This window comes from Undibacterium sp. GW821-FHT07F11 (assembly GCF_059418665.1).
Genome location: NZ_JBWKQH010000004.1, coordinates 21,768 through 46,323, shown reverse-complemented (window position 1 = coordinate 46,323; position 24,556 = coordinate 21,768). Strand labels below are relative to the sequence as shown.

The window sequence follows — 24,556 nt, the reverse complement described above, 5'->3', positions numbered from 1 at the left end:
TTGTCTATTCAGAGAAATTCAGGTTTTGTATAGTGCCGCTTGCTGGCCCCATGGTAATTTTGTTGGCGATGGGCTTGGTCTCAGGGCCAGGTTTGCTCGCCTGCGCTTCGGTGAAACTGAATTCTTTCACCAGCAATTTTCCCTTCTCCCTGATACCCACGCCCAGCTCCAGTTTTTGTGCAGTGGTTGCCACCATGAGTTTGACGCGCACTGTTTCCCAGGTATCGCTCTTGCGTGCCCAAGCAGAGGTAATGGAGACATTGCCTTTTTCATCGGTAGTACGTATCCAGAACTCATAACCACCAAGATCGCCAATATGCAGGGCTGATGCAGTCAAGCTCATCAATTTTCCGCGATAGGCGCTGGCATCCACTACTTGTGTAATGGCAGCAAAATCATTCTTGCCGGCATCTTTTGCGGTAATAAAAAAAGCTGGCTGTGCAGCTGTTCCTTGTGACTCATCCAGGCCAGTTTCATAATGGGTGGCAATCGTCCCACTTCCTACCCAGCCTTTTGGGATGCCAGTCTTGACTGCGCCTGCATAAGAAAAGTTGACGGCAAAGGCGACCAGGGGTGCTGCGATTAAGATTTTCCAGTGTTTCATCATCGTTACTCCATAAGGGTTGTTGATGATGTGCAATATACGGATGAACAAGTTTGACTTCCTTCAGTTTGCGATTACCGCCTCTTCATTGCCGATAAATGGCGGGAAATTTCTGATGAATGGGCGTGATAAAAATAGTTTTTATGCATGAACACCAGAAAGAGACAAGTGATTTGACCATAGCATGGGAAATGACGATACTGCCAACTTTGTATTTCATTTCCAAAGGCGCAGTTTAAGTGATTAAATGCGGTGATTAAATGCGGTGAGTATATGTGATGGATATATGCGCCCTTCTGGCTGATCTGCCATTTTAAGTTTAAGGAAAGTCCTGGTGCGAGTCTTCTATCAATTCGATTATGATGCACTACCCCGTAACGTCAAAAAGCACCTGGCCAGATCGGTCAGGAGTCCTGATTACCTGGTACATGCACAAGTCATGTCCAATCTGCGTTGGTACTTGCTGCATGGATTGATATTGGCAGTGTGCGCTTTTCTGATCTATCTGGCGGCATCAACTGACTTTGGCGACCCGGTGAAAGATATTGCCTGGGGTAACACGGGTTTGATCACCTGGTATGCAATATTGTTTTTTGGTGTCGTATATGCGGGTCACGCGATGTGGCAACGCCTGCAATTAAGCGCAAAGTTTCGCTTTCCTCCCGGTCGCTATCTGTTTCCACTGGCGCTGGTTGATATACGTAATAATAAAATTGCCGTGCACGATCTTGCACAATTGCGCAAGCTCAGCGCCACCCATCATGAAAGCAATGGCCGTTATAACAAAACGGTTTTCTCCTTCAACTTTAATGATGGTTCCCGCAAGGACCTGGTCATCACGAACCTGAACCAGGCCGAAATTGCATTGGAAAAATTCAATCACTATCAGACCAAGGCACGCGCCGCTTTTCATAACCGTGATATATCCAGCCTGTATGGCTTTGACCCTTTTCTTGATGTGCGCAGAAACAAGTGGAAAAACGCTCTTGATCATTCCAAACTAAGCAAGCAAGTTCTTAACTTGCTGCAGTTAATCAAGCTGCCTTTGCTGATGCTGGCGATCGTCATTGCGGCCCTGTTCTGGTATGGCAGGAATGTGGCAGCAGACAAGAAGATGTATCTGAATGCGAAGCACATGAAAACTGAAGTGGCCTATCAGGGTTATATCACCCACGGCAAATTCAGAGTAGCAGAAATGCAGGCCGAGTTGCCACGTATAGTGTTTAACGAAGTGCAGAAAAAAAATTCTGTCTCTATGCTGCGTGGTCTGAAAACGCGCTTTCCCCAATCAGATATCTTGCCTGATGTAGCTGAAGAAATTCACTTGCTATATGACAGTGCGCTGCAAAAATTCAGGGGGCAGGCTGTCAATTCAGACATGGGTCTGATCAAGTCAATGGAGCAATTGCTAAAGCATGCCGAAGAGCATGACAACCCCAATGTGGCTATCAGTTTTGACCGTCCGACAGCGAGTGAGTTAAGCCAGCTTGATGCTTTTCTTAAGCTCAGGGAAAACAAGTTGCGCGGCATGAAGATCATACCGGCAGCCAAGTACTTTGCCGATGATAGCGCGGCCACCAGGGAGGCGCGGATTACCACGGGCATACGCAGTGCGTTCAGCTCCATCTTCCCGAACGATGTGCTGGCCTTCAATGCCAATGCGGCTGCCGGTGACAATGTTCCCAAATTGCAGATTGCCTATCAGATAGAACCCTCCGGCAAAGTATATAGTTCTGAAAAACAGGATGATGCCTTTGTCGGCCTGGTCATGCGTTTCAAGGCTGCCATCGTTGTGCCCGGTGCCAGAGATCGCTGGAAATTTGACCTGGAAGTAGAACCACCGGATTCTTTCAATGTCGAGTACAAGACATCCAGCAGCGATGCAGTACGCCGTGCACCTGAAGGCCAGGTTTACGCGGTGATGGCAGAACGTGCTTTTGATAAACTGGCAGCCAGGATCAATGCTGCATTCTTCAGGCCGGATAGTACCGTGTTCATGCGGCAGATGAAGAATGGACGCTAAGTGAATTCAGTGTGGATTGAGTATTCGCCAATCCACACCAACTCAATGCAGCTTGATACGCGGATTACGCACCCTGTCTATGGTCTCTGCCCAGGTGGACAACCAGGTATGGAACAGGCCATTCACCGCTACCTGATGATGTTTATGCAAAGACCAGTACATCCATTTTGCCAATGTCCCTTCTATAAAGACCGAACCGCTGGCGATGGCACCCATGAGGCTGCCGACAGTGCTGTAATTACCCAGCGATACCAACGAGCCATGGTCCTTGTAAGTAAATTCCAGCAATGACTTGCCTTGCAACTGACGTACCAGCGACTTGGCCAGCGTGCTGGCTTGCTGGTGTGCAGACTGGGCGCGCGGCGGTACATTGGGCAAACCCTCGCCTTGCGGGCAGGCACAGCAATCACCCAGGGCAAAAATCGATGGGTCCTGTGTGGTTTGCAAATTGCGGTTGACGACCAGTTGGTTGATACGATTGCACTCCAGCCCGTCAAGGTCTTTCAAAAACTCAGGGGCCTTGATACCAGCTGCCCATACGACTATACCGCTGGGAATGAATTTGCCACTGGCCATTTGCACGCCAGCCTTGGAAACTTCAACGACTTTTTCATTGGTGTGCACTTCAATGGCAATGCTGCGCAATTCACGGGCGACGGATTCTGACAGACGCTCAGGTAACATTTGCAGCAGACGCGGCGCAGCATCGACGATGACGATCTTTAAATCTTTTTCTGGATGGAAGTTGAGCAAGCCATAACTGGACAGAATTTTGGTGGTCATGTGCAATTCTGCCGCCAGTTCTACCCCGGTAGCACCACCGCCTATGATGGTGACGGTAAAGCGCCCTTCGCCCACAGCCTGGGCCTGGGTTTGCGCACGCAGACAGCAATTGATGAGTTTTTGATGGAAGCGTTCTGCCGCCGCCAGTGAATCCAGCATGATGCTGTTCTCACGCGCTCCAGGCGTACCAAAGTCATTGGTCTGGCTGCCCAGAGCGATGACCAGGCTGTCATAAGTGATGGCCTGGCGTGGCAGCAGCTCTATGCCATTCTCGTCCAGAGTGGGGGCAAGATAGATTTCTTTCTTGTCACGCGACAAACCATCCATGCGTCCCAAACGGAAATCAAAATGATTTGATCTGGCCAGGGCAAAGTATTCGCGCTCGTCGGCATGGCTATCGAGGGTGCCAGCAGCAACCTGATGCAATAAAGGTTTCCACAAATGGGTGCGGCTGGCATCGACCAGCGTAATGACGGCCTTGCCGCGTTTTCCTAATTTCTTGCCCAGACGAACTGCCAGTTCCAGCCCGCCTGCACCACCGCCAACGATGGTAATTCTATGTACTGCCTCCTTGTTTTGCGTGTTCACGACGACTCCCTTAATATAAAAAATGTATTCCCCTGGCGACGAGTTAGTGGACTGTAACAGTGAAATCGAGAGTGAAGGACATGTGCCCGGCGCATCAGGGCAAGGCGCAAAACGCAGTGATAGCGGGGCTATCACGAGTATTTGCAACGCTGCCATGATCGTCGCGCACATGGCAAGCACTTCGATTTCCACTGTTACAGCCCACTACGTATCGGGGCCACGGGAATGCACTTTGTCCAGAGTCAATATAACAAATTGCAATCAGAGTATACACACATGCTGACTAGTGTTGGTTGGTATCCCACTTACTACAGTAATTTAGAAATGCAAGTCTAAAAGACTGTCAATTTAGCCAGATTTATACTATCGCTTGAGCATGTGATATAGATAAAAATATTCCTTACGAGTGGTAACGATTTTGCCGAATATTTAGGCAGGATTCAGGTAGAATAGCGCTTCTTCGAATTTCCCCCTTCCCTGATCGTGCAAATCGGCTCTTACGTGCTGCGTAATAATATTTTTGTCGCTCCCATGGCTGGTGTGACTGACAGACCTTTCCGTCAGTTGTGCAAGGAACTGGGTGCGGGCTATGCCGTGTCTGAAATGGCGGCATCCAATCCCAAACTCTGGGAAACAGAAAAATCCACGCGCCGTACCAACCATGCAGGCGAAATGGAACCCAAGGCCGTGCAGATTGCCGGTGCTGATCCACAGATGCTGGCCGATTGCGCCCGGCATAATGTTGATAAAGGTGCACAAATCATCGATATCAACATGGGTTGCCCGGTTAAAAAGGTCTGCAATGCCTGGTGTGGCTCTGCCTTGTTGCAGCATGAAAGCCTGGTCGGGCAGATACTGGATGCGGTGGTTGGCGCAGTCGATGTGCCTGTCACACTCAAGTTTCGTACCGGCTGGGACAGGGCCAATAAAAATGCCCTGAACATTGCCCGTATGGCAGAAGCGGCTGGCATACAAATGCTGACCCTGCATGGACGCACCCGTGCCGATGGCTATAAGGGTGATGCCGAATATGACACCATTGCTGCCGTCAAGGCTGCAGTCAATATCCCCGTAGTTGCCAATGGCGACATCACGACACCGGAAAAAGCCAGATATGTATTAGAGGCCACCGGTGCTGACGCCATCATGATAGGCCGGGCGGCGCAAGGCCGACCGTGGATCTTTCGCGAGATCGAGCATTTCCTCCTTACCGGACAACACTTGCCTGCGCCACTGATTTCTGAAGTTCGTGAACTCATGGATGCCCATTTGAAAGCGCACTATGCCTTCTATGGTGACTACCTTGGCGTACGAACGGCACGCAAACATATAGGCTGGTATGTGCAAGACCTGGTAGGTGGTGAAGATTTCCGGCAACAAATGAACTTACTGACGGATTGTGATGAACAACTTGCCGCCGTCAGCAGTTTTTTTGATCACATGGCTGGGGAGCGGTTACAATACCGCCCCTTTGAAGAAAAACTGGCAGCATAAGACAAAGCAATTTCACAAAAACCAATTTGTCTTGCCGTCCATGAAGCATGGACTACCCGCCGCCTGGCATAACCGAACAGTGATAAAAACAGCATGAGCAAAGATAGCATTCAAGACGCCGTCCACAAGAACCTGGAAAAGTATTTCCGTGACCTGGGCGAGCAACCCGCATCCAATATTTACGACATGGTCGTGTTAGCCGTTGAAAAACCTATGCTGGAAATGGTCATGACGCGCGCATCGAGCAACCAGTCACAAGCCGCCGATATGTTGGGCATTAACCGGAATACCTTGCGCAAGAAATTGCAGCAGCACGGTTTGCTTTAATCCATCCGCGAGGCTTGACACCGATTTCCTTACTCAAATCAAAAATCATGATCAAACAAGCCCTCATTTCCGTCTCCGACAAGACCGGTGTGCTCGAATTTGCACGTGAATTGTCTGCGCTCGGTGTCAAGCTCTTGTCCACGGGTGGCACAGCCAAACTGCTGGCTGACAATGGCCTGCCTGTTACCGAAGTAGCTGACTACACCGGCTTCCCTGAGATGCTCGATGGCCGTGTCAAGACCCTGCACCCTAAAGTGCATGGCGGTATTTTGGCACGCCGTGATTTCCCTGAACATGTGGCAGCACTAGAACAGCATGGCATCCCTACCATAGACATGGTGGTGGTCAACCTGTACCCGTTCCAGCAAACTGTCGCCAAAGGTGAATGCTCACTCGAAGATGCGATAGAAAATATCGACATCGGCGGCCCGACCATGTTGCGTTCTTCTGCCAAGAACCATAAAGACGTGACCGTCATTGTTGACCCGGCTGATTATGCTGTCGTATTGGCAGAGATGAAGGCGAATCAAAACGTCGTCAGCTATGACACCAAGTTCACGCTGGCGAAAAAAGTATTTGCCCATACAGCACAATACGATGGTGCCATCACCAACTACCTGACCAGCCTGGGTGAAGACAAGGCACACACCACACGCAGCGCCTATCCGCAAACCCTGAACCTGCATTTTGAAAAAGTGCAGGAAATGCGTTACGGTGAAAACCCGCACCAGTCAGCGGCCTTCTATCGCGACCTGAAGTCCCTCGAAGGCTCGCTGGCCAACTACAAGCAATTGCAAGGTAAGGAACTGTCTTACAACAATATAGCTGATGCTGATGCTGCATGGGAATGCGTGAAGTCTTTCGCTGAATCTGCCTGCGTCATCGTCAAGCATGCCAATCCTTGCGGCGTAGCTCTGGGTGCGACACCGTTTGAATCTTACAGCAAGGCTTTGCAGACTGACCCGACTTCTGCGTTTGGCGGCATCATCGCCTTCAATCGCGAACTTGATGGCAAGGCTGCTGAAATCGTCGCCAAGCAATTCGTTGAAGTATTGATCGCGCCATCTTTCACTGCCGAAGCGAAACAGATTTTTGCAGCGAAACAAAACGTGCGCCTGCTGGAAATTTCTCTGGGTGACGGTTTCAATCAATACGATATGAAACGTGTTGGTGGTGGCTTGCTGGTACAGGCACCTGACGCCAAAAACGTCTTGCAGGAAGAGCTGCGTGTCGTCTCAAAATTGCAGCCAACTCCACAACAAATGGCTGACATGATGTTCGCCTGGCGCGTGGCCAAGTATGTGAAATCAAACGCCATCGTCTTCTGCGGCAACGGCATGACGCTGGGTGTAGGCGCAGGCCAGATGAGCCGCATAGACTCTGCCCGCATCGCTTCGATCAAGGCACAGAATGCTGGTTTGACTTTGACTGGTTCTGCAGTCGCGTCTGACGCTTTCTTCCCCTTCCGCGATGGCCTGGATGTGGTGGTGGATGCAGGTGCTACCTGCGTGATCCACCCGGGTGGTTCCATGCGTGACCAGGAAGTGATTGATGCTGCGGATGAACGTGGTGTGGTGATGGTCTACACGGGTACACGTCATTTCCGTCATTGATAATGATATTGATGCGGTATTGATCCATTAGCGATTCTGTTTAAAACGGCTCTGTTCAACCAGAGCCGTTTTTCATTCTGCATTCTCACCCTTATGGCTTACGTCTATATTCTTGCCAGTGCCAGAAATGGCACTCTTTATGTTGGTGTTACTAGCGATTTGATCGTGCGTGTTTATCAGCATAAGAACGGTTTCGTCGACAGTTTTACTTCCCGGCATAAGGTTCATCAACTGGTCTGGTTTGAACAGGTCGATTCAATTCTTTCGGCCATTCAGCGTGAAAAGCAGATCAAGGCCTGGAAGCGGGAATGGAAGATCAGGTTGATTGAAGAAAGCAATCCTTACTGGCGGGATTTGTATTTGGATATTGTGTGAGCCGAACAAGCACGTGACTGGTTAAATCCTCCGTACTTAATTGACGTCGCTCCAGCGCAGGCTGGAGCCTAGCGGCGTTAGTTGATCACGAACGTCATTCGCAAGTATTAATGATCTCAGCAAGCAATGAACGACACTAGATTCCTGCCTGCGCAGGAATGACGAATTTTGAGGACAGAAGGTTTTTCTATACGCTTAGGAAGCTCACACTTCCAACCAAGCTGACAGCAAGCTAATGCAATCTTAATTACCTTGACGTCGCTCCAGACCAGGCTGGAGCCCAGCGGCGTTCGCCGCCCACAAATACAATTCGCAAAGCATTAACAACTCACAGCATGCAACGTACATTAATCACAAATAACAATAGTCGTAAGTGACCACCCACTCGCATAAGCACAAATAAAATTCCACACTGATACGCTATACTCCCCAGCAAGACCCGCTCAGCAACATCAGCACCAGCCCATAGATACCAACAAAAGAATTCATGAAAATCCTAGGCATAGACCCCGGCTTGCGCACCACCGGTTTTGGCGTCATTCATAAACAGGGCAGCAAGCTGACATATATCGCCTCAGGAACGATCAAGACCATCGATGGCACTTTGCCAGAACGCTTGAAGACAATTTTGTCAGGCGTTTCAGAAATAGTACGTACTTACCAGCCTGATTGTGCGGCCATAGAAAAAGTCTTCGTCAACGTCAATCCACAATCCACCCTGTTGCTGGGGCAAGCCCGCGGTGCGGCGATTTGTGCGCTGGTGGCGGCAGATCTGGCAGTGGCAGAATATACGGCCTTGCAAGTGAAGCAAGGCGTAGTTGGCCATGGTCGCGCCAAGAAAGAACAGGTACAGGACATGGTACAGCGCTTGCTGGCTTTGTCCGGCTTGCCTGGTAGCGATGCCGCCGATGCGCTGGGCGTGGCGATTTGCCATGCGCATAGTGGTGATACCCTGGCGACGCTGGGCGCAATTGCGCCAGGACTCGCCAAGAAGGGCTTGCGCGTCAAGGGCGGACGCCTGGTAGGCTAGCAACTGCAGAACTCATTTCATTGCAACATTGCAATATCGCAATATCCATATAATTTCCCCGTATTTGCCTCGTCAAACGCGCCAGAATCGTTTACTATCACTGCTTATTCATACAGTACGGAAGCAGTCTCATGATAGGTCGCATTGCAGGTACTCTGATAGAAAAGAATCCTCCGCAATTGCTGGTCGATTGCCAGGGCGTAGGCTATGAGGTCGACGTACCCATGAGCACTTTCTATAACCTGCCACATCTGGGTGAAAAAGTAGTCTTGCTGACGCATCTGGCGATACGCGAAGACGCACACGTACTGTTTGGTTTTGGCACGGCAGAAGAACGCAGCACCTTCAAACAATTGATCAAGATCAGCGGTGTCGGTGCCCGTACTGCCTTATCCATTTTGTCTGGCATGTCGGTAGCCGACCTGGCACAGGCCATCACCCTGCAGGAAGCCGGACGCCTGACCCGTGTGCCTGGGATAGGCAAGAAAACTGCTGAACGCCTGCTGCTGGAACTCAAAGGCAAGCTCGGTGCTGACCTGGGTAATGCGACTGCAGCACTGGCAGCAGGTGACCATAGCGCCGACATCCTGAATGCCTTGCAGGCCCTGGGTTATTCTGACAAGGAAGCTTTGCTGGCAATGAAGTCCGTGCCCGCTGGCAGTGGCGTTTCTGACGGCATCAAGCTGGCATTGAAAGCATTGTCCAAGGGTTAAGCGATGACGATACAGACCGACAATCTTTCTTCCAACTTCAGCGAGCCGCGCATTATCTCGGCCACGCCGAGCTCGCCCAATGAAGAGGCAATAGAGCGCGCCCTGCGCCCCAAGCAGCTTGATGAATATGTGGGCCAGGAAAAGATACGTGGCCAGCTGGAGATTTTTATCACGGCAGCAAGACAGCGTAGTGAAGCACTTGATCATACCCTGCTGTTTGGCCCGCCAGGCCTGGGTAAAACCACATTGGCACATATCATTGCGCGTGAGATGGGGGTCAACCTGCGCCAGACTTCTGGCCCGGTGCTGGAGCGTGCCGGTGACCTGGCAGCCCTGCTGACTAACCTGGAAGCCAATGATGTGCTCTTCATTGATGAGATACATCGCCTGTCACCGGTAGTCGAAGAGATTTTGTACCCGGCGCTTGAAGACTACCAGATCGATATCATGATAGGCGAAGGCCCGGCAGCCCGTTCGGTGAAGCTGGATTTACAGCCTTTCACTTTGGTCGGAGCGACTACCCGTGCCGGCATGCTGACCAACCCGTTGCGCGACCGTTTTGGTATCGTCGCCCGACTGGAGTTTTACACGCCGGAAGAATTGACCAAGATCGTGACCCGCTCAGCATCACTGCTGGCCGCACCGATACAAGCTGATGGTGCGCGTGAAATTGCCAAGCGGGCACGTGGCACACCACGTATTGCCAATCGCCTGTTGCGACGGGTACGCGACTATGCCGAGGTCAAGGGCAATGGTGAAATCACCAAAGATATTGCTGATGCTGCATTGAAGATGCTGGATGTCGATGCCGTTGGTTTTGATTTGATGGACAGAAAACTGCTGGAAGCCATCCTCTTTAAATTTGGTGGTGGCCCGGTAGGTCTGGACAATGTCGCTGCAGCCATAGGTGAAGAACGCGACACCATAGAAGATGTACTGGAACCCTATCTGATACAACAGGGTTTTTTGCAACGCACGCCCAGAGGCCGGATAGCAACCCCGTCCGCTTATGAACATTTTGGCGTAACCATGCCCAGATCGGGCAACAACGGTGACTTATGGGGCGGTTCTTAATACCTTGATCTCCCCATGGTTTGTGCTCAATCTAACCAAACTTGATGCCATGTCCTTACTAGCCGAACAACATGCCTATACCTTTCTTGAGGCAAGAGCACGTACCCAACACTTGAGCCCCCTGAGTTCGCAATTTGATTTAAGTATTCACGATGCTTATGAAATCGCAAAAGCATCCGACACCATACGTGCTGCAGAAGGCGAAGTGCGCATAGGCCGCAAACTGGGTTTTACCAATCGCAAACTGTGGACCAAATATGGCGAAAAAGCCGCCATACGTGAGCCTATCTGGAGCAGCCTGTTTGACAGCACAGTGCGCTACGTTGAAGACAACCATACCTATCAAAGCCTGACAGGCGCACTGCAACCACGCATAGAACCGGAAGTGGTATTCAAGCTCGGCAGAACACCCGCCGCCGATGCCTGCATAGAAGAGCTGGCAGATTGCCTGGAGTGGATGGCACATGGCATAGAGATCGTTGTCAGCCCCTACCCTGACTGGAAATTTGAAGCTGCCGACGCAATCGCAGCGCTGGGTTTGCACGGCACCCTGTTGATCGGTGAGCCGCGTATCTTGTCGAGCGCCAGCCGCCAGCATCTGGCTGAGTTGCTGGCGAATGCCAGCGTCTCGCTGTCTTGTGATGGTTCTTTGCTGAGTGCAGGTTATGGCAGCAACGTGCTGGACAGCCCTTTGCATGCAATCTGGTACCTGCATGGCCTGCTGAAAAAACAACCGCAATTCCCGCCCTTACAGGCAGGAGAAATTATCACCACCGGCACCTGGACTGACGCCTATCCCGTGCAAGCCGGGCAAACCTGGGGGACAGCCTTCTCTGGTATTCCTTTACCGGGTCTGAGCGTCAGTTTTGCTTAAAAGTAGTTAAACTCGCTGCAATTAGAAACGATCCTCATCTAAAAGCGAACAGTTTTAAAAAATAAAAAAAGCTGACATGCATCATGTCAGCTTTTTTTATGCCTTACAAATCTGCTTGGGTATTACAATCAGCTTGCCTTACAGCAGTCAAAAACCCGCAATGCAAGCACCCACATCTTAATTTCAAAAGAAAAAGCACTCCCACAGGAGTGCTTTTTCAGTCTTGCCAAACTCTTTTTTATACTGAGCTAGTCAGCATAAAATTAGAACTTGTGACGGATACCAACGTTAACCAGACGAACTGTTGCGCCGTTAGGTACTGGTTTGAATGTTGCTGAAGAGTCAGCGCTACCCAGGTTGATGTTTGCGTCGTTAGTTGCGCGAGATACAGAAGTGTACAGGTTAGTACGCTTGGACAGGGAGTATGTGTAACCCAGAGCCAATTGTGTACCGTTAGCTTCTTTGATCAGGCTGTTTTGGTTAGTAGAACGGATGTAGCTGGCGATGATGTTGCCAGAACCAACTGGTACTGTTGCACCCAGCAACCAAACGCGACGATCCAGAGCAGCTGCGCCTGCGCCGTCATCTTTGATAGAAGAGAAACCAGCGTGTGCTGTTACAACGTCAAAGTTGTATGTACCAGCCAGCAAATAGCTCTTAGTTGCATTAGAGCCGTTAGCATTTTGTGCATTGCTGTAAGCCAGTTCAGCCATCAGAGGACCAGCAGAGTATGCACCGGAGAAACCGATATAACGGCCAGCTGTTGTGTTACCAGCAACTTCACCGAAGCCATAAGCCAGAGTACCTGTGAAACCGCCCAGGTTAGCTGTGGAGTATGTTGCGGAGTTGTTCATACGAACGCCACCGTGGTCGAAGTAAGCTGCAGCGCCCAGACCGGATGTGCCGCTACCTGCTGTACCGCTAGTGATACCAGTGCCGAACGGATCGAAGCTGTCGATAGCGATAAATGCTGGTGTGTATTGACGGCCGAAGTTAACCGCACCGAAGTCACCAGACAAACCTACGTAAGCTTGACGACCGAATGCGCGGCCACCTTGAGCAGAGCTACCTGTATCAGCATTGATACCCATTTCCAATTGGAAATTTGCTTTCAGACCGCCACCCAGATCTTCAGAGCCTTTGAAGCCCAGACGGGAACCGGATTGAATACCACTATCCAGACCCAGAGTAGAGCCAGCAGGATCGCCAGTGTTTTGATGTTGCAAAGCCATATCGACTACACCGTAGATAGTTACGGAAGATTGAGCTTGCGCTGTACCAGCAACAGCAGCCAAAACTGACAGAGCGATGAGTGATTTTTTCATTGATATTTCTCCAAAGGATTTCACATTGATATGAACTACATTAAGCACAGTTCGCGCAAAACAGAGCCAAAAAATTGATCGCACGAAACGCGCAAATACTTAAGAACCGACAAGACAGCTAAAAAGAAGTTAACGTATTTGACCAAAAATGGTGTCAGGCAGCCAAGCTAAATCAGCTTTTGGAGGGAATATGGGGGGATTATGTCTCGTATAAGCAACATAAATTGCATTAAAAGCAACAAAATCAATGCAATTAAGGCAAGCTTGACTAAGCGAAATAGTTGCTGAAAACTTACATTATTAACACTAAAAGTGAAGCAAAAACAAAATTGCAAAGGTCGCTTACGCGACCTTTGCAAGTAAATCTAACTGTCTACAATCAGAATGCGTGCAATACGCCAACTGCTGTACGTGTTGCAGAACTATTACCTGCACCGATGATGCCCAAAGCCAGGGAAACATCTTGTGCATTTACAGAACCAGCTTTTGCATATGTCAGGGAAGCATAAGCAGTTGTACGTTTGCTGAATGCATATTTACCCAGCAAGATATATTGATCTGCTTTACCGTCGATATCGCCAGAGCGTTTGGTGTTGTAATAAGCAGTAGTCAAAGTCATTTGATCAGACAGAGTGAAATCTGCACCCAGACCTATCACAGCAATCTTGCGGCCATTTGCGTTTGGCAAAGCATCAATCTTGATATTGCCTTCTACTTTGTTGTTGGAGTAAGTACCACGCAACATTACAGATGGAGCAACTTTGAACTTGGCACCACCAGCCCAACCAGCCAAGTAGGCTGCACCGGAATTGTCTTTCAATTTGGCATAAGACAGCGCTGCACCGTTAGTGCCGTCTGTAAAGAAGCCAGACAAACCAGCATAGTTACTTGCTGTGTTGTCACCTGCTTTTTCACCGAAGCCATACATCAGCGCGCCGCCGAAGCCAGACATCAGTGGAGAAACGTATTTGATGGAATTGTTTTGACGCAGAGCAGTACCACCCTGGTTAGTACCGAAACCACCAAAGAATGCGCCTGCGTTCAGGGCGCTGAACATCACGTTAGGATTGGAACCAGCGTGCGCCAGGCTGATAGGATCAGCCAGACCAACAGAATCCACACCAACAATATTGTTACGACCCAGCGTGACGGAGCCGAAAGCACCAGACAAACCTACCCATGCCAGACGATCGAACAGCGATGTGTTATTACCTGCCTGATTAAATACGTTACCACCAAAACCGGCACCGGCTGTACCAGTGTCATTGGCCAATGTGCCTTCGAGATTGAAGTTTGCTTTCAAACCACCACCCAGGTCTTCAGAACCTTTGATACCCCAGCGGGAGGTCAGTAACTGACCAGCATCCATGGAGAATTTGGAACCACCAGTTGCTGTCTGGTTGGTTGTGGCTACAACGGCTGCGTCGATAATACCGTAGATGACGACTGAAGATTGTGCTGAAGCGGTTGCTGCAAATGCGCTCAAGACTGCGAATGCCAGTATCGATTTTTTCATTGAAAGCGTCTCCAAAATTATTAATTTATGCGGCCACACTGAAATGCTTCGGCCATTATTTTACGAATTTAGTCTTGCCAAGACTTCGAAACCTGCTGATTAAGAAGCTAGATTCCATTGAAACAAATTAAAGGAATTAGGGCAAAGAGAATTTGCGAACGATCGTTTTTAAGCAAATTTTATGTGGCGTTATCGCAACAAGCATCTACTTTCTTATTATTAGAATCTTAAGTTTTCTGTAGGTTTCCAGACTTGGTCTGATGGCGTAAATCCATATTCCTTTCTACAATAGGTCATTAATAGCTGCTTTTTATTAGCTCAATATTGCTCAACCATGGCATTTCCAAAAAACAATATGAACTTCCTAACAACATCTCCCAAGGGTAGCCTGGACCAACTGATCGGCAAGTTTGACCGCGCCCTACGCGTGGTCAGTGGCCAGGCAATTGCCAGAAGAGCTTACCCCGGCCATGATTTGCCAGATAGCAATTTATCCGAACAGGAAAAAGCACATAGCGCAGGTTTAATGCGCGTCAACCATGTGGGTGAAATTTGCGCTCAGGCTCTGTATGACTCTCAGGGCGCAAATGCACATACAGAAGAGATACGCCAGCAATTCCAGCATTCCGGCATAGAAGAAGAAGACCATTTAGCCTGGACCGCAAAAAGACTGCACGAACTTAATTCACATACCAGCTTTCTGAATCCGCTCTGGTATGCCGGGGCCTATGCCTGCGGCGCGCTGGCCGCCAGATTTGGCGATGCGGTCAGTCTGGGATTTGTAGTTGAGACAGAAAAACAGGTGGAAGCGCATCTGGCCAGCCATATGAAAAACTTGCCCACAGAAGACCAGAGGTCACGCGCGGTGATAGAACAAATGCGTCTGGATGAAATTGCACACGGCACAGCTGCTCAGGCTTTAGGTGCGAGCGAACTACCAGTCCCCGTCCAGGCAGGCATGAAGCTGATGGCCAAGGTCATGACGACAACGGCTTACTATATTTGAGCAACTTAGTTGAGCACTTAGTTGAGCACTTAGCCCGGCTGCCCTGTTTTTTGTACAACGGGAAATCTGATAAAAAAGCGCAGGGTGATTGATTCACCCTGCGCTCGTCTTTTTCCTGGACAGTTCTTTTATATTTTTTCCAGTTTCGCAATACTCAGGTCCAGCTCCTTCATACCGAATTTGCCGAAATTGATCTGGGCACGCAAGCTGCCACTACCGCCACCGCCATTCAGATTGACAATCACGCCCTCACCAAATTTTGCATGCTCCACATTCTGGCCTATACGCCAGCTCATGCTGTCATTACTCTTCTTGAAAGTCTGAGCGATGCGGTTGGCAGCATCATCCGGCGCTTCATCCCAGGCAGATTTTTTATTGCCGAACCAGGTAGGCTGTACACGCGGTGTAAGCCACTTCAATGACTCCTCAGGCAATTCATCAAGGAAGCGTGAGCGCATGTTGTAACGGGTCTGTCCATGCAACATGCGGGTTTGTGAAAAACTCAGGTACAGGCGTTGGCGCGCACGGGTAATCGCCACATACATAAGGCGACGTTCCTCTTCTACACCACTGTCTTCCTGCGTACTGTTTTCATGTGGGAACAAACCTTCTTCCAGGCCGGTAATGAAGACTGCATCGAATTCCAGGCCCTTGGCGGAATGCACGGTCATCAACTGCATGGCATCTTGCCCTGCTTGCGCCTGATTGTCACCTGCCTCCAAAGAGGCGTGGGAGAGGAAGGCCGACAAGGGCGACATCACCGTTGGCAGTGCTGCGTCAGCATCAATGATCTGATCGCCATTCCCGCTTTCCAGCAAGACTGCCGCACTACTGGCAGGGCCGGCAAAGGCTGGTGCTTCTTTGTTAAAACCTTCTTCTGATACGAACAGGGTGGCAGCACTGACTAGCTGCTCCAGGTTTTCTATCCGGTCCGCGCCTTCTTTTTCAGTCTGGTAATGCGTCAGCAGGCTGCTTACTTCCAGCACGATCTTGACCATCTCAGGTAAAGGCAGGTTCTGGGTTTCAAAACGAGCACCTTCTATGAGCTTGACGAAAGATGCCAATGAAGAGCCAGCCTTGCCAGCCACATAAGGCACAGCAGCATACATGGAAATATTTTGCTGCCTGGCGACATCCTGCAATTGCTCCAGCGAGCGCGCACCTATGCCACGGGTAGGGAAATTCACTACGCGCAAAAAGGCAGAATCATTATGCGGGTTATCCATCAATTGCAGATAGGCGATGGCGTGCTTGATCTCGGCACGCTCAAAGAAACGCTGGCCGCCATACACGCGGTAGGGAATATTCGCCGTGAACAGTGCATGTTCAATCACACGTGATTGCGCATTCGATCGGTACAGGATGGCGATCTCGCTACGCAAAGAACCTTCACGTATGAGGTTTTTGGCTTCGTCTATGATCCAGTTGGCTTCCTGGATATCGCTGCTGGATTCCATGACGCGCACCAGCTCCCCATGACCTGCATCAGTACGCAGATTCTTGCCCAGACGCTTACTATTATGTTCGATGAGTACGTTAGCACTGTCAAGGATGTGGCCGTGCGAACGGTAATTCTGTTCCAGCTTGATCAGGTTCTGCACCTGAAATTCGCGCTCAAAGGCCGACATATTGCCCACATTGGCACCACGGAAGGCATAGATACTCTGGTCATCATCACCGACTGCAAACACTGCACCACCTTTTCTGCTGCCCTCCCCTGCCAACAACTTCAACCACTTGTATTGCAAATCATTGGTATCCTGAAACTCATCAACCAGAATATGGCGGAAGCGATCCTGATAATGTTCACGCAGTGGCTGGTTGCGGCTCAATAATTCATAGGTACGTAATAACAGTTCAGCAAAATCAACCACCCCGTCACGCTGGCACTGGGCATCATACAAATCATACAGGCCAACCAGCTTGCGGTTGAAGTCATCATAGGCATCGACCTGCGCTGCACGCAAACCCTGGTCCTTGGCACCATTGATGAAATACATCAAAGTCTTGGGCGGGAATTTTTCATCGTCGATATTATTCGCCTTCAGCAAACGCTTGATGAAGGATAACTGGTCGCCAGAATCAAGTATCTGGAACGTCGATGGCAAACCGGCATCGCGGTGATGCGCACGCAAGAGGCGGTTACACAGGCCATGGAAAGTGCCTATCCACATGCCGCGTGTATTAATCGGCAACATGGCAGACAAACGCGTCAGCATCTCCTTGGCGGCCTTGTTGGTAAAGGTCACGGCCAGAATACCACCAGGCGAAACCTGGCCCGTCTGTATCAGCCAGGCGATGCGGGTCGTCAGCACACGTGTCTTGCCGGAACCTGCGCCAGCCAAAATCAGGGCAGGCTGCGCTGGCAAAGTCACCGCAGCAAGTTGTTCAGGATTTAAGTTGTGGAGTAAATTTTGCATAGACGGATTATACGGGACTATGCCGGGTACGCTCCAAGGCGATCCCGGAGGGCTAAAATTTTCTTACTAGATGAAGCCTTGACAAGCTACATCCCATCCGCAGATAATCATTTCAATCGCAATAGAAATTTCATTTTCATTATGCAAACTCAAGTCAAAGATCAGTTACACACACAAGGCAACACTGCTTTGTGTATGGTCTTTGCTAAAGCCAAGAAACAGACGCTCATCTGACCGGGGCGTGCTGTCCCGTCAGGTGAGCTGACAGGATGGCAAAACCGGTATTCCTCCCTTTGCGCTTCATGTCAACTCCCTGCGGGTCTTTTTACCGGTCCACAGGAGAACAGGCATGTCCAGCAGCATCAGCAATTCCAGTAATACACATATTGAATCTGACCATCAGACCAGACGCATTGATTTTTCAGGCATCTGGGTCGCACTGATCACACCGTTTTGTGCAAGCGCAGAGGCGGAAGTGGATTTCCCAGCACTGCAGGCACTTGCCAATAAGTTGATCAAGGAAGGTGTCACTGGCCTGGTCGTCTGTGGCTCCACCGGTGAAGCTGCCGCTCTCAGTGAAGAAGAGCAATTACAGGTGCTGGATGCCGTGCTGGCTGTGGTTCCTGCCCACCAGGTCATCATGGGCTTGAGCGGTAATCACATGGGGCAAGTCTTGCACAGGCTGGCAGCTATAGGACAGAGACAAACTGCTGGCGTACTGGTAACGCCACCGTATTACATACGGCCCTCACAAGCAGGCATCTTGCACTACTTCCATGAAATTGCCGATGCATCAGTCATACCTGTGCTGCTGTATAACATTCCTTACCGCACTGGTGTGAATATGGAATTACCGACCTTGCAGCAACTGGCCAAACATCCCAATATCGTCGCCATCAAGGATTGTGGTGGTAATCTGCAAGCCACCATGCAACTCATCATGGACAGGGATATTCAAGTGCTCACAGGGGAAGACCACCAATTGTTCACCACCCTCTGTCTCGGTGGTGCAGGCGGCATACTGGCATCTGCACATATACGCCCCGATCTGTTCCTGAGTTTGCATACGCATATCAATGCAGGTCAAATTGAACAGGCCAGGACAATTTTCTATCACTTGCTGCCCGTCATGCAGGCACTGTTTGAAGAGCCCAATCCTGCGCCGTTGAAAGCAGCACTGGCGGCGTCAGGCAGAATACAGGCCAGCCTGCGGCCACCCATGCAAACAGCCAGCGCAGAAACGGCAGACAAGCTATTGAGTGCGATAGCAAAACTCACCGCTATTCAATAGGGCATTGCCCGCTCAGTCCAGGCAAAGGATAATGCGGCTTCAATTATTTTCCTCTTGAATGATGATGCTACGTCCCTATCCTTTGTTTGCCATATTGGCCACTGCCATGATTTCATATAGCCAGCCAGCTGCTGCCATGACTATGCTGCGCTCAAATGACACTTTGATTTTATATGGCAAGGTAGAAGCGGATGACACGCAGCGATTTCGCCGCAATCTGTCAGGCGGTGAAGTGCACAATGTCGTGTTGACTGAAAGCCCTGGCGGTGACCTGGGTGCCGCATATGGCATAGCCCAGCTTATCAAAGGCAGGAAAATCAATACTGCCGTCCAGGGAAACTGCTTTTCTTCCTGTGCCATCATGTTCATGGCAGGTACGGAAAGGCGCATGCTAGACAGCAAGAATCTGGCACGCACGCGACTGGGTTTTCATGGGCCACACAATAAAGAAACCCGCGAAGTCAGCACCGAAGCCATACCCAAATTGCGTGAGTGGTTGTTAAAAGCCACCGATGGCAAATTCCCGGAAGAATTGCTGGATCAGGCCATGTATATCAAAAGAGCCAGTGACATGATGCTGTTCTATTATCCCGGTGCGGACAAGAAGAAAGGTAATATCCGCTTTTGCACGGAAGGTACGCTGGCCAATCCGCGCAAATGCGAGACCATAGAAGGCCACGACATCATCAGTGTCGGCATCCTCACCACGGCAGAATTATTGAAAGTTGAAGATCTGGAACCGCAAGCGGCTGCATCTGCGCCTGCCAACAAAGAAGCTGAGAGCGAAATTAAATAAACCCTGAGCCCCTCACTGACGTGCAGTGAAAAGTTCTGTAAATGCGAGCGCTGCCTGTTGCGGCCGTTCTGCCATATACACGCTGCTGATCACGGCCACCATGTCAGCCCCCTGAGCAAGCAGGGGCTGACAGTTTTCCAGTGTCATGCCACCGATAACGACGTTCGGCAAGTCGAATTCCTTTACTGCATCTGCAACTATACTGACAGGTGTGCTTACTGCATATTTCTTGATGCGGGAAGGATAAAAACCACCGAAGGCTATATAACTTGCTCCACCCATTACGGCAGTACGCGCCAGTTCCAGATCACCGTAGCAGGATGCACCCAGTATCTTGTCAGACCCTAGTTTGGTTCTGGCGTCTGCTACCGAAATATCCGTGCCACCTACATGCAGGCCATCAGCACCAATTTCCAGGCAAAGTTCCAGATGGTCGTTGATGATGAAGGGTTTATTAAAACTGCGGCACAGTCCCAGCAAGGCCAGCGCCTGGGTTTTGCGTAGTTCTTGACTGGCAGTTTTATGACGGTATTGCACGATATTTGCACCACCCTGCAAAGCCTGTTCTGTGACTGTCACAAGTTGAGCAGTATCATCCCAATCAGGGGTGACGACATATAAACCGCTCAATGGATGACTGCTCAATGTGTTCATGATTTTTTCCTTGTACTCAATACTGGCTGGCGTGCTGGAATAAGCTGGCCTGCAGCTATCGCATACGCATGCAGCAGGCTTTGCTGTGTATAGCTTTGTGCCTGTTGCAAAGCTTCTGGCAAAGTCACTCCCCTTGCCAGTTGTCCGGCTATCGCTGAGGCCAGCGTGCAGCCACTACCATGAAATTCACCTGACAAACGCGGCCATGACCATTCTTGTGCGGTCTGCCATTGTCCGTGCTGGAACCAGATGTTTTTTACCCGTGCTTCTGTTGCATGGCCGCCTTTCAGCAGAACATCCGTATCATAAGCTTGCATCAGGTTTTCCACCTGCGCCTGTATATCAACAGCCAATGGTGACAGACGCTGTAACTCAGGCAAATTGGGCGTGATCAGCGTTGCCACTTTCAATAAAGGCTCAATAGCTGCTACTGCATCATCCAGCGACAACCTGTCGCCGTGACCGCTGCCCAATACCGGGTCAACAATGACATGCAGATCAGCATGTTGCAGTTTCATCTTCTGGATAAAACTGGCAATCGCCGTCGCATTTTTTTTGTGCGCAACGATGCCAAGCTTGATGACCTTGACCGGTATTTTTGCCACCAGCGTCATTGCCTGCTGCAAGATGATTTGCACATCGACTGCATGCACGGCATAAGCGTGATCGTTATCCTGCACGGTCAATGCAGTAATCACCGGCAAGGCATGTGCGCCCTGCGCGGCGATGGCTTCTATATCTGCCTGTATGCCAGCACCGCCACTGGGGTCATGCCCGGCAAATACCAGCACACAGGGACGCTTAGTTGCTTTCATTAAACGAAGATCAGACAATGCGGCCAGCCATCGGTGACGATGGTGATGCTGCAAACTTGCGTGGCATGCGCCCCGCCAGAAATGCTTCACGTCCAGCCTCGACTGCGAGACCCATGGCACGTGCCATGCGTACCGGATCTTTGGCGCCAGCGATTGCCGTATTCATCAACACCCCATCGCAACCCAGTTCCATGGCTATCGCTGCATCAGATGCCGTACCTACACCGGCATCCACCAGTACCGGCACTTTGGACTGGTCTATGATCAGCGACAGATTCCAGGGATTCAAGATACCCATACCTGAACCTATCAAGGAGGCCAGCGGCATGATGGCGACGCAGCCTATGTCTTCCAGCATGCGTGCCTGTATGGGATCATCACTGCAATATACCATGACGTCGAAACCATCCTGCACCAGGGTTTTCGCTGCCTTCAATGTTTCGGGCATATTCGGGAACAGGGTTTTCTCGTCGCCCAATACTTCAAGCTTGCACAGCTTGTGACCACCCAATAACTCACGCCCCAGTCGCAGGGTGTACACCGCATCTTCGGCGTTATAACAACCCGCCGAGTTGGGCAGTATGGTGTATTTACTCGGTGGCACTACGTCCAGCAAACTGGGGGCATTCGGGTCTTGCCCTATGTTCACGCGACGGATTGCTACCGTGATGATCTCTGCACCGCTGGCTTCTGTCGCCAGGCGGGTTTGTTCAAGGTCTTTGTATTTGCCGCTGCCAACCAGCAGGCGGGAGCGGTAGGTTTTGCCGGCTATGGTTAAGCCTTGGTCGTTTTCTGTTTGCATAAAAATTCTTTCAAATTTGTGAGCGCTAAGCAATACATCGCCGGGCGAATTTGCAGGTTGGGCCGGCCCTACCAGCCCAACCTGCAATCAACGAACGAATCAACCGCCACCAATCGCCCTGACTACATCAACCTTGTCATCCACTTGCAACTGATGCTCTGGCCATCGCGACCGCGGGATAATCTGCCGGTTCACCGCCACCGCAATTGCCTGCTGCGACAAATTCAGTTCGGCAATCAAATCCGCCAGCAGCACGCTCGCCAATTGCCGTTTTTCTCCATTAAGCTGTATCTCCACCATGGCTATTGCTTCTTGTAGATTTCCGCACCGGATTTGATGAACTCGACGGCTTTGACTTCCATACCCTGTTTCAGCGCCTGGATCTCGCTGATACCCTGCGCATTGGCATAGTCGCGCACTTCCTGCGTGATTTTCATGGAGCAGAAATGCGGGCCGCACATGGAGCAGAAATGGGCGACCTTGGCAGAATCTTTGGGCAGTGTTTCATCATGGAATTCACGTGCCTTGTCGGGGTCGAGACCGATGTTGAACTGGTCTTCCCAGCGGAATTCAAAGCGCGCCTTGGAAAGAGCATTGTCACGTATCTGCGCACCTGGGTGGCCTTTTGCCAGGTCGGCTGCATGGGCGGCGATCTTGTAAGTGATGATGCCATCCTTGACGTCGACCTTGTTTGGCAAACCCAAATGTTCTTTCGGTGTCACGTAGCACAGCATGGCAGTGCCGTACCAGCCTATCTGTGCCGCGCCTATGCCGGAAGTGATGTGGTCGTAGCCGGGGGCGATGTCAGTCGTCAGAGGGCCGAGAGTATAAAAAGGCGCTTCATGGCATTGCTCAAGTTGCAGGTCCATGTTTTCCTTGATGAGATGCATGGGCACATGGCCCGGGCCTTCTATCATGACTTGCACATCATGTTTCCAGGCGATCTGCGTCAGTTCACCCAGGGTTTTCAATTCACCTAACTGTGCTTCATCATTGGCATCATAGATGGAACCTGGACGCAGGCCATCGCCGAGGCTGAAAGACACATCATAGGCTTTCATGATTTCGCAAATGTCTTCGAAATGCTCGTACAGGAAGCTTTCTTTATGATGGGCCAGACACCATTTCGCCATGATGGAACCACCGCGTGAAACGATACCGGTCAGGCGCTTGGCTGTCATCGGCACATATTGCAGACGCACGCCTGCATGGATGGTGAAGTAATCGACACCTTGCTCAGCTTGTTCAATGAGCGTGTCACGGAAAATTTCCCAGGTCAGGTCTTCTGCTTTGCCATTCACTTTTTCCAGTGCCTGATAGATGGGCACGGTGCCGATAGGTACGGGTGAATTGCGGATGATCCACTCACGGGTTTCATGTATGTGCTTGCCAGTGGAAAGATCCATGACATTGTCGCCACCCCAGCGTATTGCCCAGGTCATTTTTTCTACTTCTTCACCGATGGAAGAGGTCACTGCAGAATTACCGATATTGGCATTGATCTTGACCAGGAAATTACGGCCTATGATCATCGGTTCGATTTCAGGATGATTGATATTCGCAGGAATAATCGCACGGCCACGGGCGATTTCCGAGCGTACGAATTCTGGCGTGATTTCTTCAGGGATCGCGGCCCCAAAAGACTGACCCGGATGCTGGCGGCCCATGACTTCTGCCAGCTTGCTGCCCATGGGGCCAGAGGCTTTCAGGTTTTCGAGATATTCTTTCCTGCGCAGGTTTTCGCGTATTGCAACAAATTCCATTTCAGGTGTGATGATACCCTGGCGTGCATAGTGCATTTGCGAGACATTCTTGCCTGCCAGTGCGCGCCGTGGCAGGCGTTTCAGATTGAAGCGCAGTTCAGCCAGCTTGGGATCATGCAGGCGGGTGATGCCGTATTCAGATGTCGGGCCAGCCAGTTCTTCAGTGTCATTACGCTCGGCTATCCAGGCACCACGTACGGATGCCAGGCCAGAGCGGATATCGATTTTTACTTCAGGATCGGTGTAGGGGCCGGAAGTATCGTAGACATAGATAGGTGGATTTTTCTCCGAACCAAACATGGCTGGTGTATCTGACTGGCTGATTTCACGCATGGGTACGCGGATATCGGGACGGCTACCCTGTACATAGGTCTTGCGGGAATTCGGCAGTGGCTGAATGGCTGCCTCGTCTACCGTAGCGGTAGCGGACAGGAATTGCGGGTTGGCGTTCATTTTGGCTCCTTTGCTTTGTTGGCATGGAGCCAGCAAAGGAGTTTCCAAAACTGGTGCGCGCGCAGATCAATACATAACACAGGCGGCACAAACTTCGGCAGCTTCCCTTCGCTGGCATTATCCAGATCAGGTTCGAGGGTATTTCTCACCCGCCAACAAAATTGATGGCAGGACCCCTAGCATTTTTTCTTCGGATTCTGAATTAAATCCAGAACCG

At 50.6% G+C, this 24,556-nt stretch carries 22 protein-coding genes and 1 riboswitch; of the genes, 12 read left to right on the top strand and 10 right to left on the bottom strand.

The genetic code is table 11. The features are described from left to right. Window positions 1-4: 4 nt before the first annotated feature. On the bottom strand, window positions 5-655 hold the full coding sequence (locus AC07OI_RS10760; RefSeq protein WP_495257203.1) for a hypothetical protein: 651 nt from the start codon (window positions 653-655) through the stop codon (window positions 5-7). A gap of 283 nt (window positions 656-938) precedes the next feature. Here AC07OI_RS10760 and AC07OI_RS10755 point away from each other — a divergent pair, with 283 nt between their 5' ends. Next, complete coding sequence (locus AC07OI_RS10755; RefSeq protein WP_495257202.1) at window positions 939-2,627, top strand: hypothetical protein; 1,689 nt, start codon at window positions 939-941, stop codon at window positions 2,625-2,627. A gap of 42 nt (window positions 2,628-2,669) precedes the next feature. Here the strand turns inward: AC07OI_RS10755 and AC07OI_RS10750 are convergent, their stop codons facing one another. Continuing rightward, window positions 2,670-3,998, bottom strand: a complete 1,329-nt coding sequence (locus AC07OI_RS10750; RefSeq protein ID WP_495257201.1) for an NAD(P)/FAD-dependent oxidoreductase — start codon at window positions 3,996-3,998, stop codon at window positions 2,670-2,672. A gap of 483 nt (window positions 3,999-4,481) precedes the next feature. Between AC07OI_RS10750 and dusB the strand changes: the two genes are divergently transcribed. The 8 genes from dusB (at window position 4,482) to AC07OI_RS10710 (ending at window position 11,498) form a co-directional block, all read left to right on the top strand. Beyond that, complete coding sequence (gene dusB, locus AC07OI_RS10745; protein WP_495257200.1) at window positions 4,482-5,492, top strand: tRNA dihydrouridine synthase DusB; 1,011 nt, start codon at window positions 4,482-4,484, stop codon at window positions 5,490-5,492. A 93-nt stretch (window positions 5,493-5,585) separates the two neighbouring features. Beyond that, window positions 5,586-5,819, top strand: coding sequence for a helix-turn-helix domain-containing protein (locus tag AC07OI_RS10740; RefSeq protein WP_110258221.1), 234 nt, complete (start codon window positions 5,586-5,588; stop codon window positions 5,817-5,819). 47 nt (window positions 5,820-5,866) lie between these two features. Next, complete coding sequence (gene purH / locus AC07OI_RS10735; protein WP_110258222.1) at window positions 5,867-7,432, top strand: bifunctional phosphoribosylaminoimidazolecarboxamide formyltransferase/IMP cyclohydrolase; 1,566 nt, start codon at window positions 5,867-5,869, stop codon at window positions 7,430-7,432. Window positions 7,433-7,525: 93 nt separating this feature from the next. Beyond that, window positions 7,526-7,807, top strand: a complete 282-nt coding sequence (locus AC07OI_RS10730; protein WP_495257199.1) for a GIY-YIG nuclease family protein — start codon at window positions 7,526-7,528, stop codon at window positions 7,805-7,807. 487 nt (window positions 7,808-8,294) lie between these two features. After that, complete coding sequence (gene ruvC, locus AC07OI_RS10725; protein ID WP_423008970.1) at window positions 8,295-8,837, top strand: crossover junction endodeoxyribonuclease RuvC; 543 nt, start codon at window positions 8,295-8,297, stop codon at window positions 8,835-8,837. A 131-nt stretch (window positions 8,838-8,968) separates the two neighbouring features. Continuing rightward, complete coding sequence (gene ruvA, locus AC07OI_RS10720) at window positions 8,969-9,550, top strand: Holliday junction branch migration protein RuvA (RefSeq protein ID WP_422950682.1); 582 nt, start codon at window positions 8,969-8,971, stop codon at window positions 9,548-9,550. Between the two features lie 3 nt (window positions 9,551-9,553). Continuing rightward, the gene (ruvB, locus tag AC07OI_RS10715) at window positions 9,554-10,624 is read left to right on the top strand and encodes a Holliday junction branch migration DNA helicase RuvB (protein WP_495257198.1); all 1,071 of its coding nucleotides are present in this window, start codon (window positions 9,554-9,556) and stop codon (window positions 10,622-10,624) included. Between the two features lie 49 nt (window positions 10,625-10,673). Further along, entirely contained in the window at window positions 10,674-11,498 is an 825-nt protein-coding gene (locus tag AC07OI_RS10710; RefSeq protein WP_492702457.1) for a 2-keto-4-pentenoate hydratase, read from the top strand. 263 nt (window positions 11,499-11,761) lie between these two features. Here AC07OI_RS10710 and AC07OI_RS10705 read toward each other — a convergent pair whose 3' ends face one another. After that, window positions 11,762-12,823: a porin gene (locus AC07OI_RS10705; RefSeq protein ID WP_492702459.1), complete on the bottom strand. Its 1,062-nt coding sequence runs from the start codon at window positions 12,821-12,823 to the stop codon at window positions 11,762-11,764. Between the two features lie 379 nt (window positions 12,824-13,202). Next, window positions 13,203-14,339: a porin gene (locus tag AC07OI_RS10700; protein WP_492702461.1), complete on the bottom strand. Its 1,137-nt coding sequence runs from the start codon at window positions 14,337-14,339 to the stop codon at window positions 13,203-13,205. 355 nt (window positions 14,340-14,694) lie between these two features. On the opposite strand from AC07OI_RS10700, the gene coq7 reads away from it, so the two are divergent. Next, window positions 14,695-15,345 (top strand): 2-polyprenyl-3-methyl-6-methoxy-1,4-benzoquinone monooxygenase, encoded by a 651-nt coding sequence (gene coq7, locus AC07OI_RS10695; protein WP_495257197.1) that lies wholly within the window; start codon window positions 14,695-14,697, stop codon window positions 15,343-15,345. A gap of 128 nt (window positions 15,346-15,473) precedes the next feature. Here the strand turns inward: coq7 and AC07OI_RS10690 are convergent, their stop codons facing one another. Continuing rightward, window positions 15,474-17,765: a UvrD-helicase domain-containing protein gene (locus tag AC07OI_RS10690; RefSeq protein WP_492702465.1), complete on the bottom strand. Its 2,292-nt coding sequence runs from the start codon at window positions 17,763-17,765 to the stop codon at window positions 15,474-15,476. A 349-nt stretch (window positions 17,766-18,114) separates the two neighbouring features. On the opposite strand from AC07OI_RS10690, the gene dapA reads away from it, so the two are divergent. Then, window positions 18,115-19,056 carry a 4-hydroxy-tetrahydrodipicolinate synthase gene (gene dapA / locus AC07OI_RS10685; protein WP_495257196.1) on the top strand — a complete coding sequence of 314 codons (942 nt, stop codon included), beginning with the start codon at window positions 18,115-18,117 and terminating at the stop codon, window positions 19,054-19,056. A 58-nt stretch (window positions 19,057-19,114) separates the two neighbouring features. Next, window positions 19,115-19,852 (top strand): hypothetical protein, encoded by a 738-nt coding sequence (locus tag AC07OI_RS10680; RefSeq protein ID WP_495257195.1) that lies wholly within the window; start codon window positions 19,115-19,117, stop codon window positions 19,850-19,852. Between the two features lie 12 nt (window positions 19,853-19,864). On the opposite strand, the gene thiE is transcribed toward AC07OI_RS10680, so the two are convergent. The 5 genes from thiE to thiC form a co-directional block, all read right to left on the bottom strand. Beyond that, the gene (gene thiE, locus AC07OI_RS10675) at window positions 19,865-20,506 is read right to left on the bottom strand and encodes a thiamine phosphate synthase (protein WP_495257194.1); all 642 of its coding nucleotides are present in this window, start codon (window positions 20,504-20,506) and stop codon (window positions 19,865-19,867) included. Then, on the bottom strand, window positions 20,503-21,321 hold the full coding sequence (gene thiD, locus AC07OI_RS10670; RefSeq protein ID WP_495257193.1) for a bifunctional hydroxymethylpyrimidine kinase/phosphomethylpyrimidine kinase: 819 nt from the start codon (window positions 21,319-21,321) through the stop codon (window positions 20,503-20,505). Before thiD ends, thiE begins: the two co-directional genes overlap by 4 nt. Before the next feature lie 10 nt (window positions 21,322-21,331). Then, entirely contained in the window at window positions 21,332-22,123 is a 792-nt protein-coding gene (locus AC07OI_RS10665) for a thiazole synthase (RefSeq protein ID WP_492702475.1), read from the bottom strand. Between the two features lie 99 nt (window positions 22,124-22,222). Then, a complete protein-coding gene (gene thiS, locus AC07OI_RS10660) occupies window positions 22,223-22,423 on the bottom strand; it encodes a sulfur carrier protein ThiS (RefSeq protein WP_492702477.1) in 201 nt (66 codons plus the stop codon). A 2-nt stretch (window positions 22,424-22,425) separates the two neighbouring features. Next, window positions 22,426-24,339 carry a phosphomethylpyrimidine synthase ThiC gene (gene thiC, locus AC07OI_RS10655; protein WP_495257192.1) on the bottom strand — a complete coding sequence of 638 codons (1,914 nt, stop codon included), beginning with the start codon at window positions 24,337-24,339 and terminating at the stop codon, window positions 22,426-22,428. Between the two features lie 86 nt (window positions 24,340-24,425). Beyond that, a riboswitch (TPP riboswitch) is annotated at window positions 24,426-24,527 on the bottom strand. Between the last annotated feature and the right edge of the window lie 29 nt (window positions 24,528-24,556).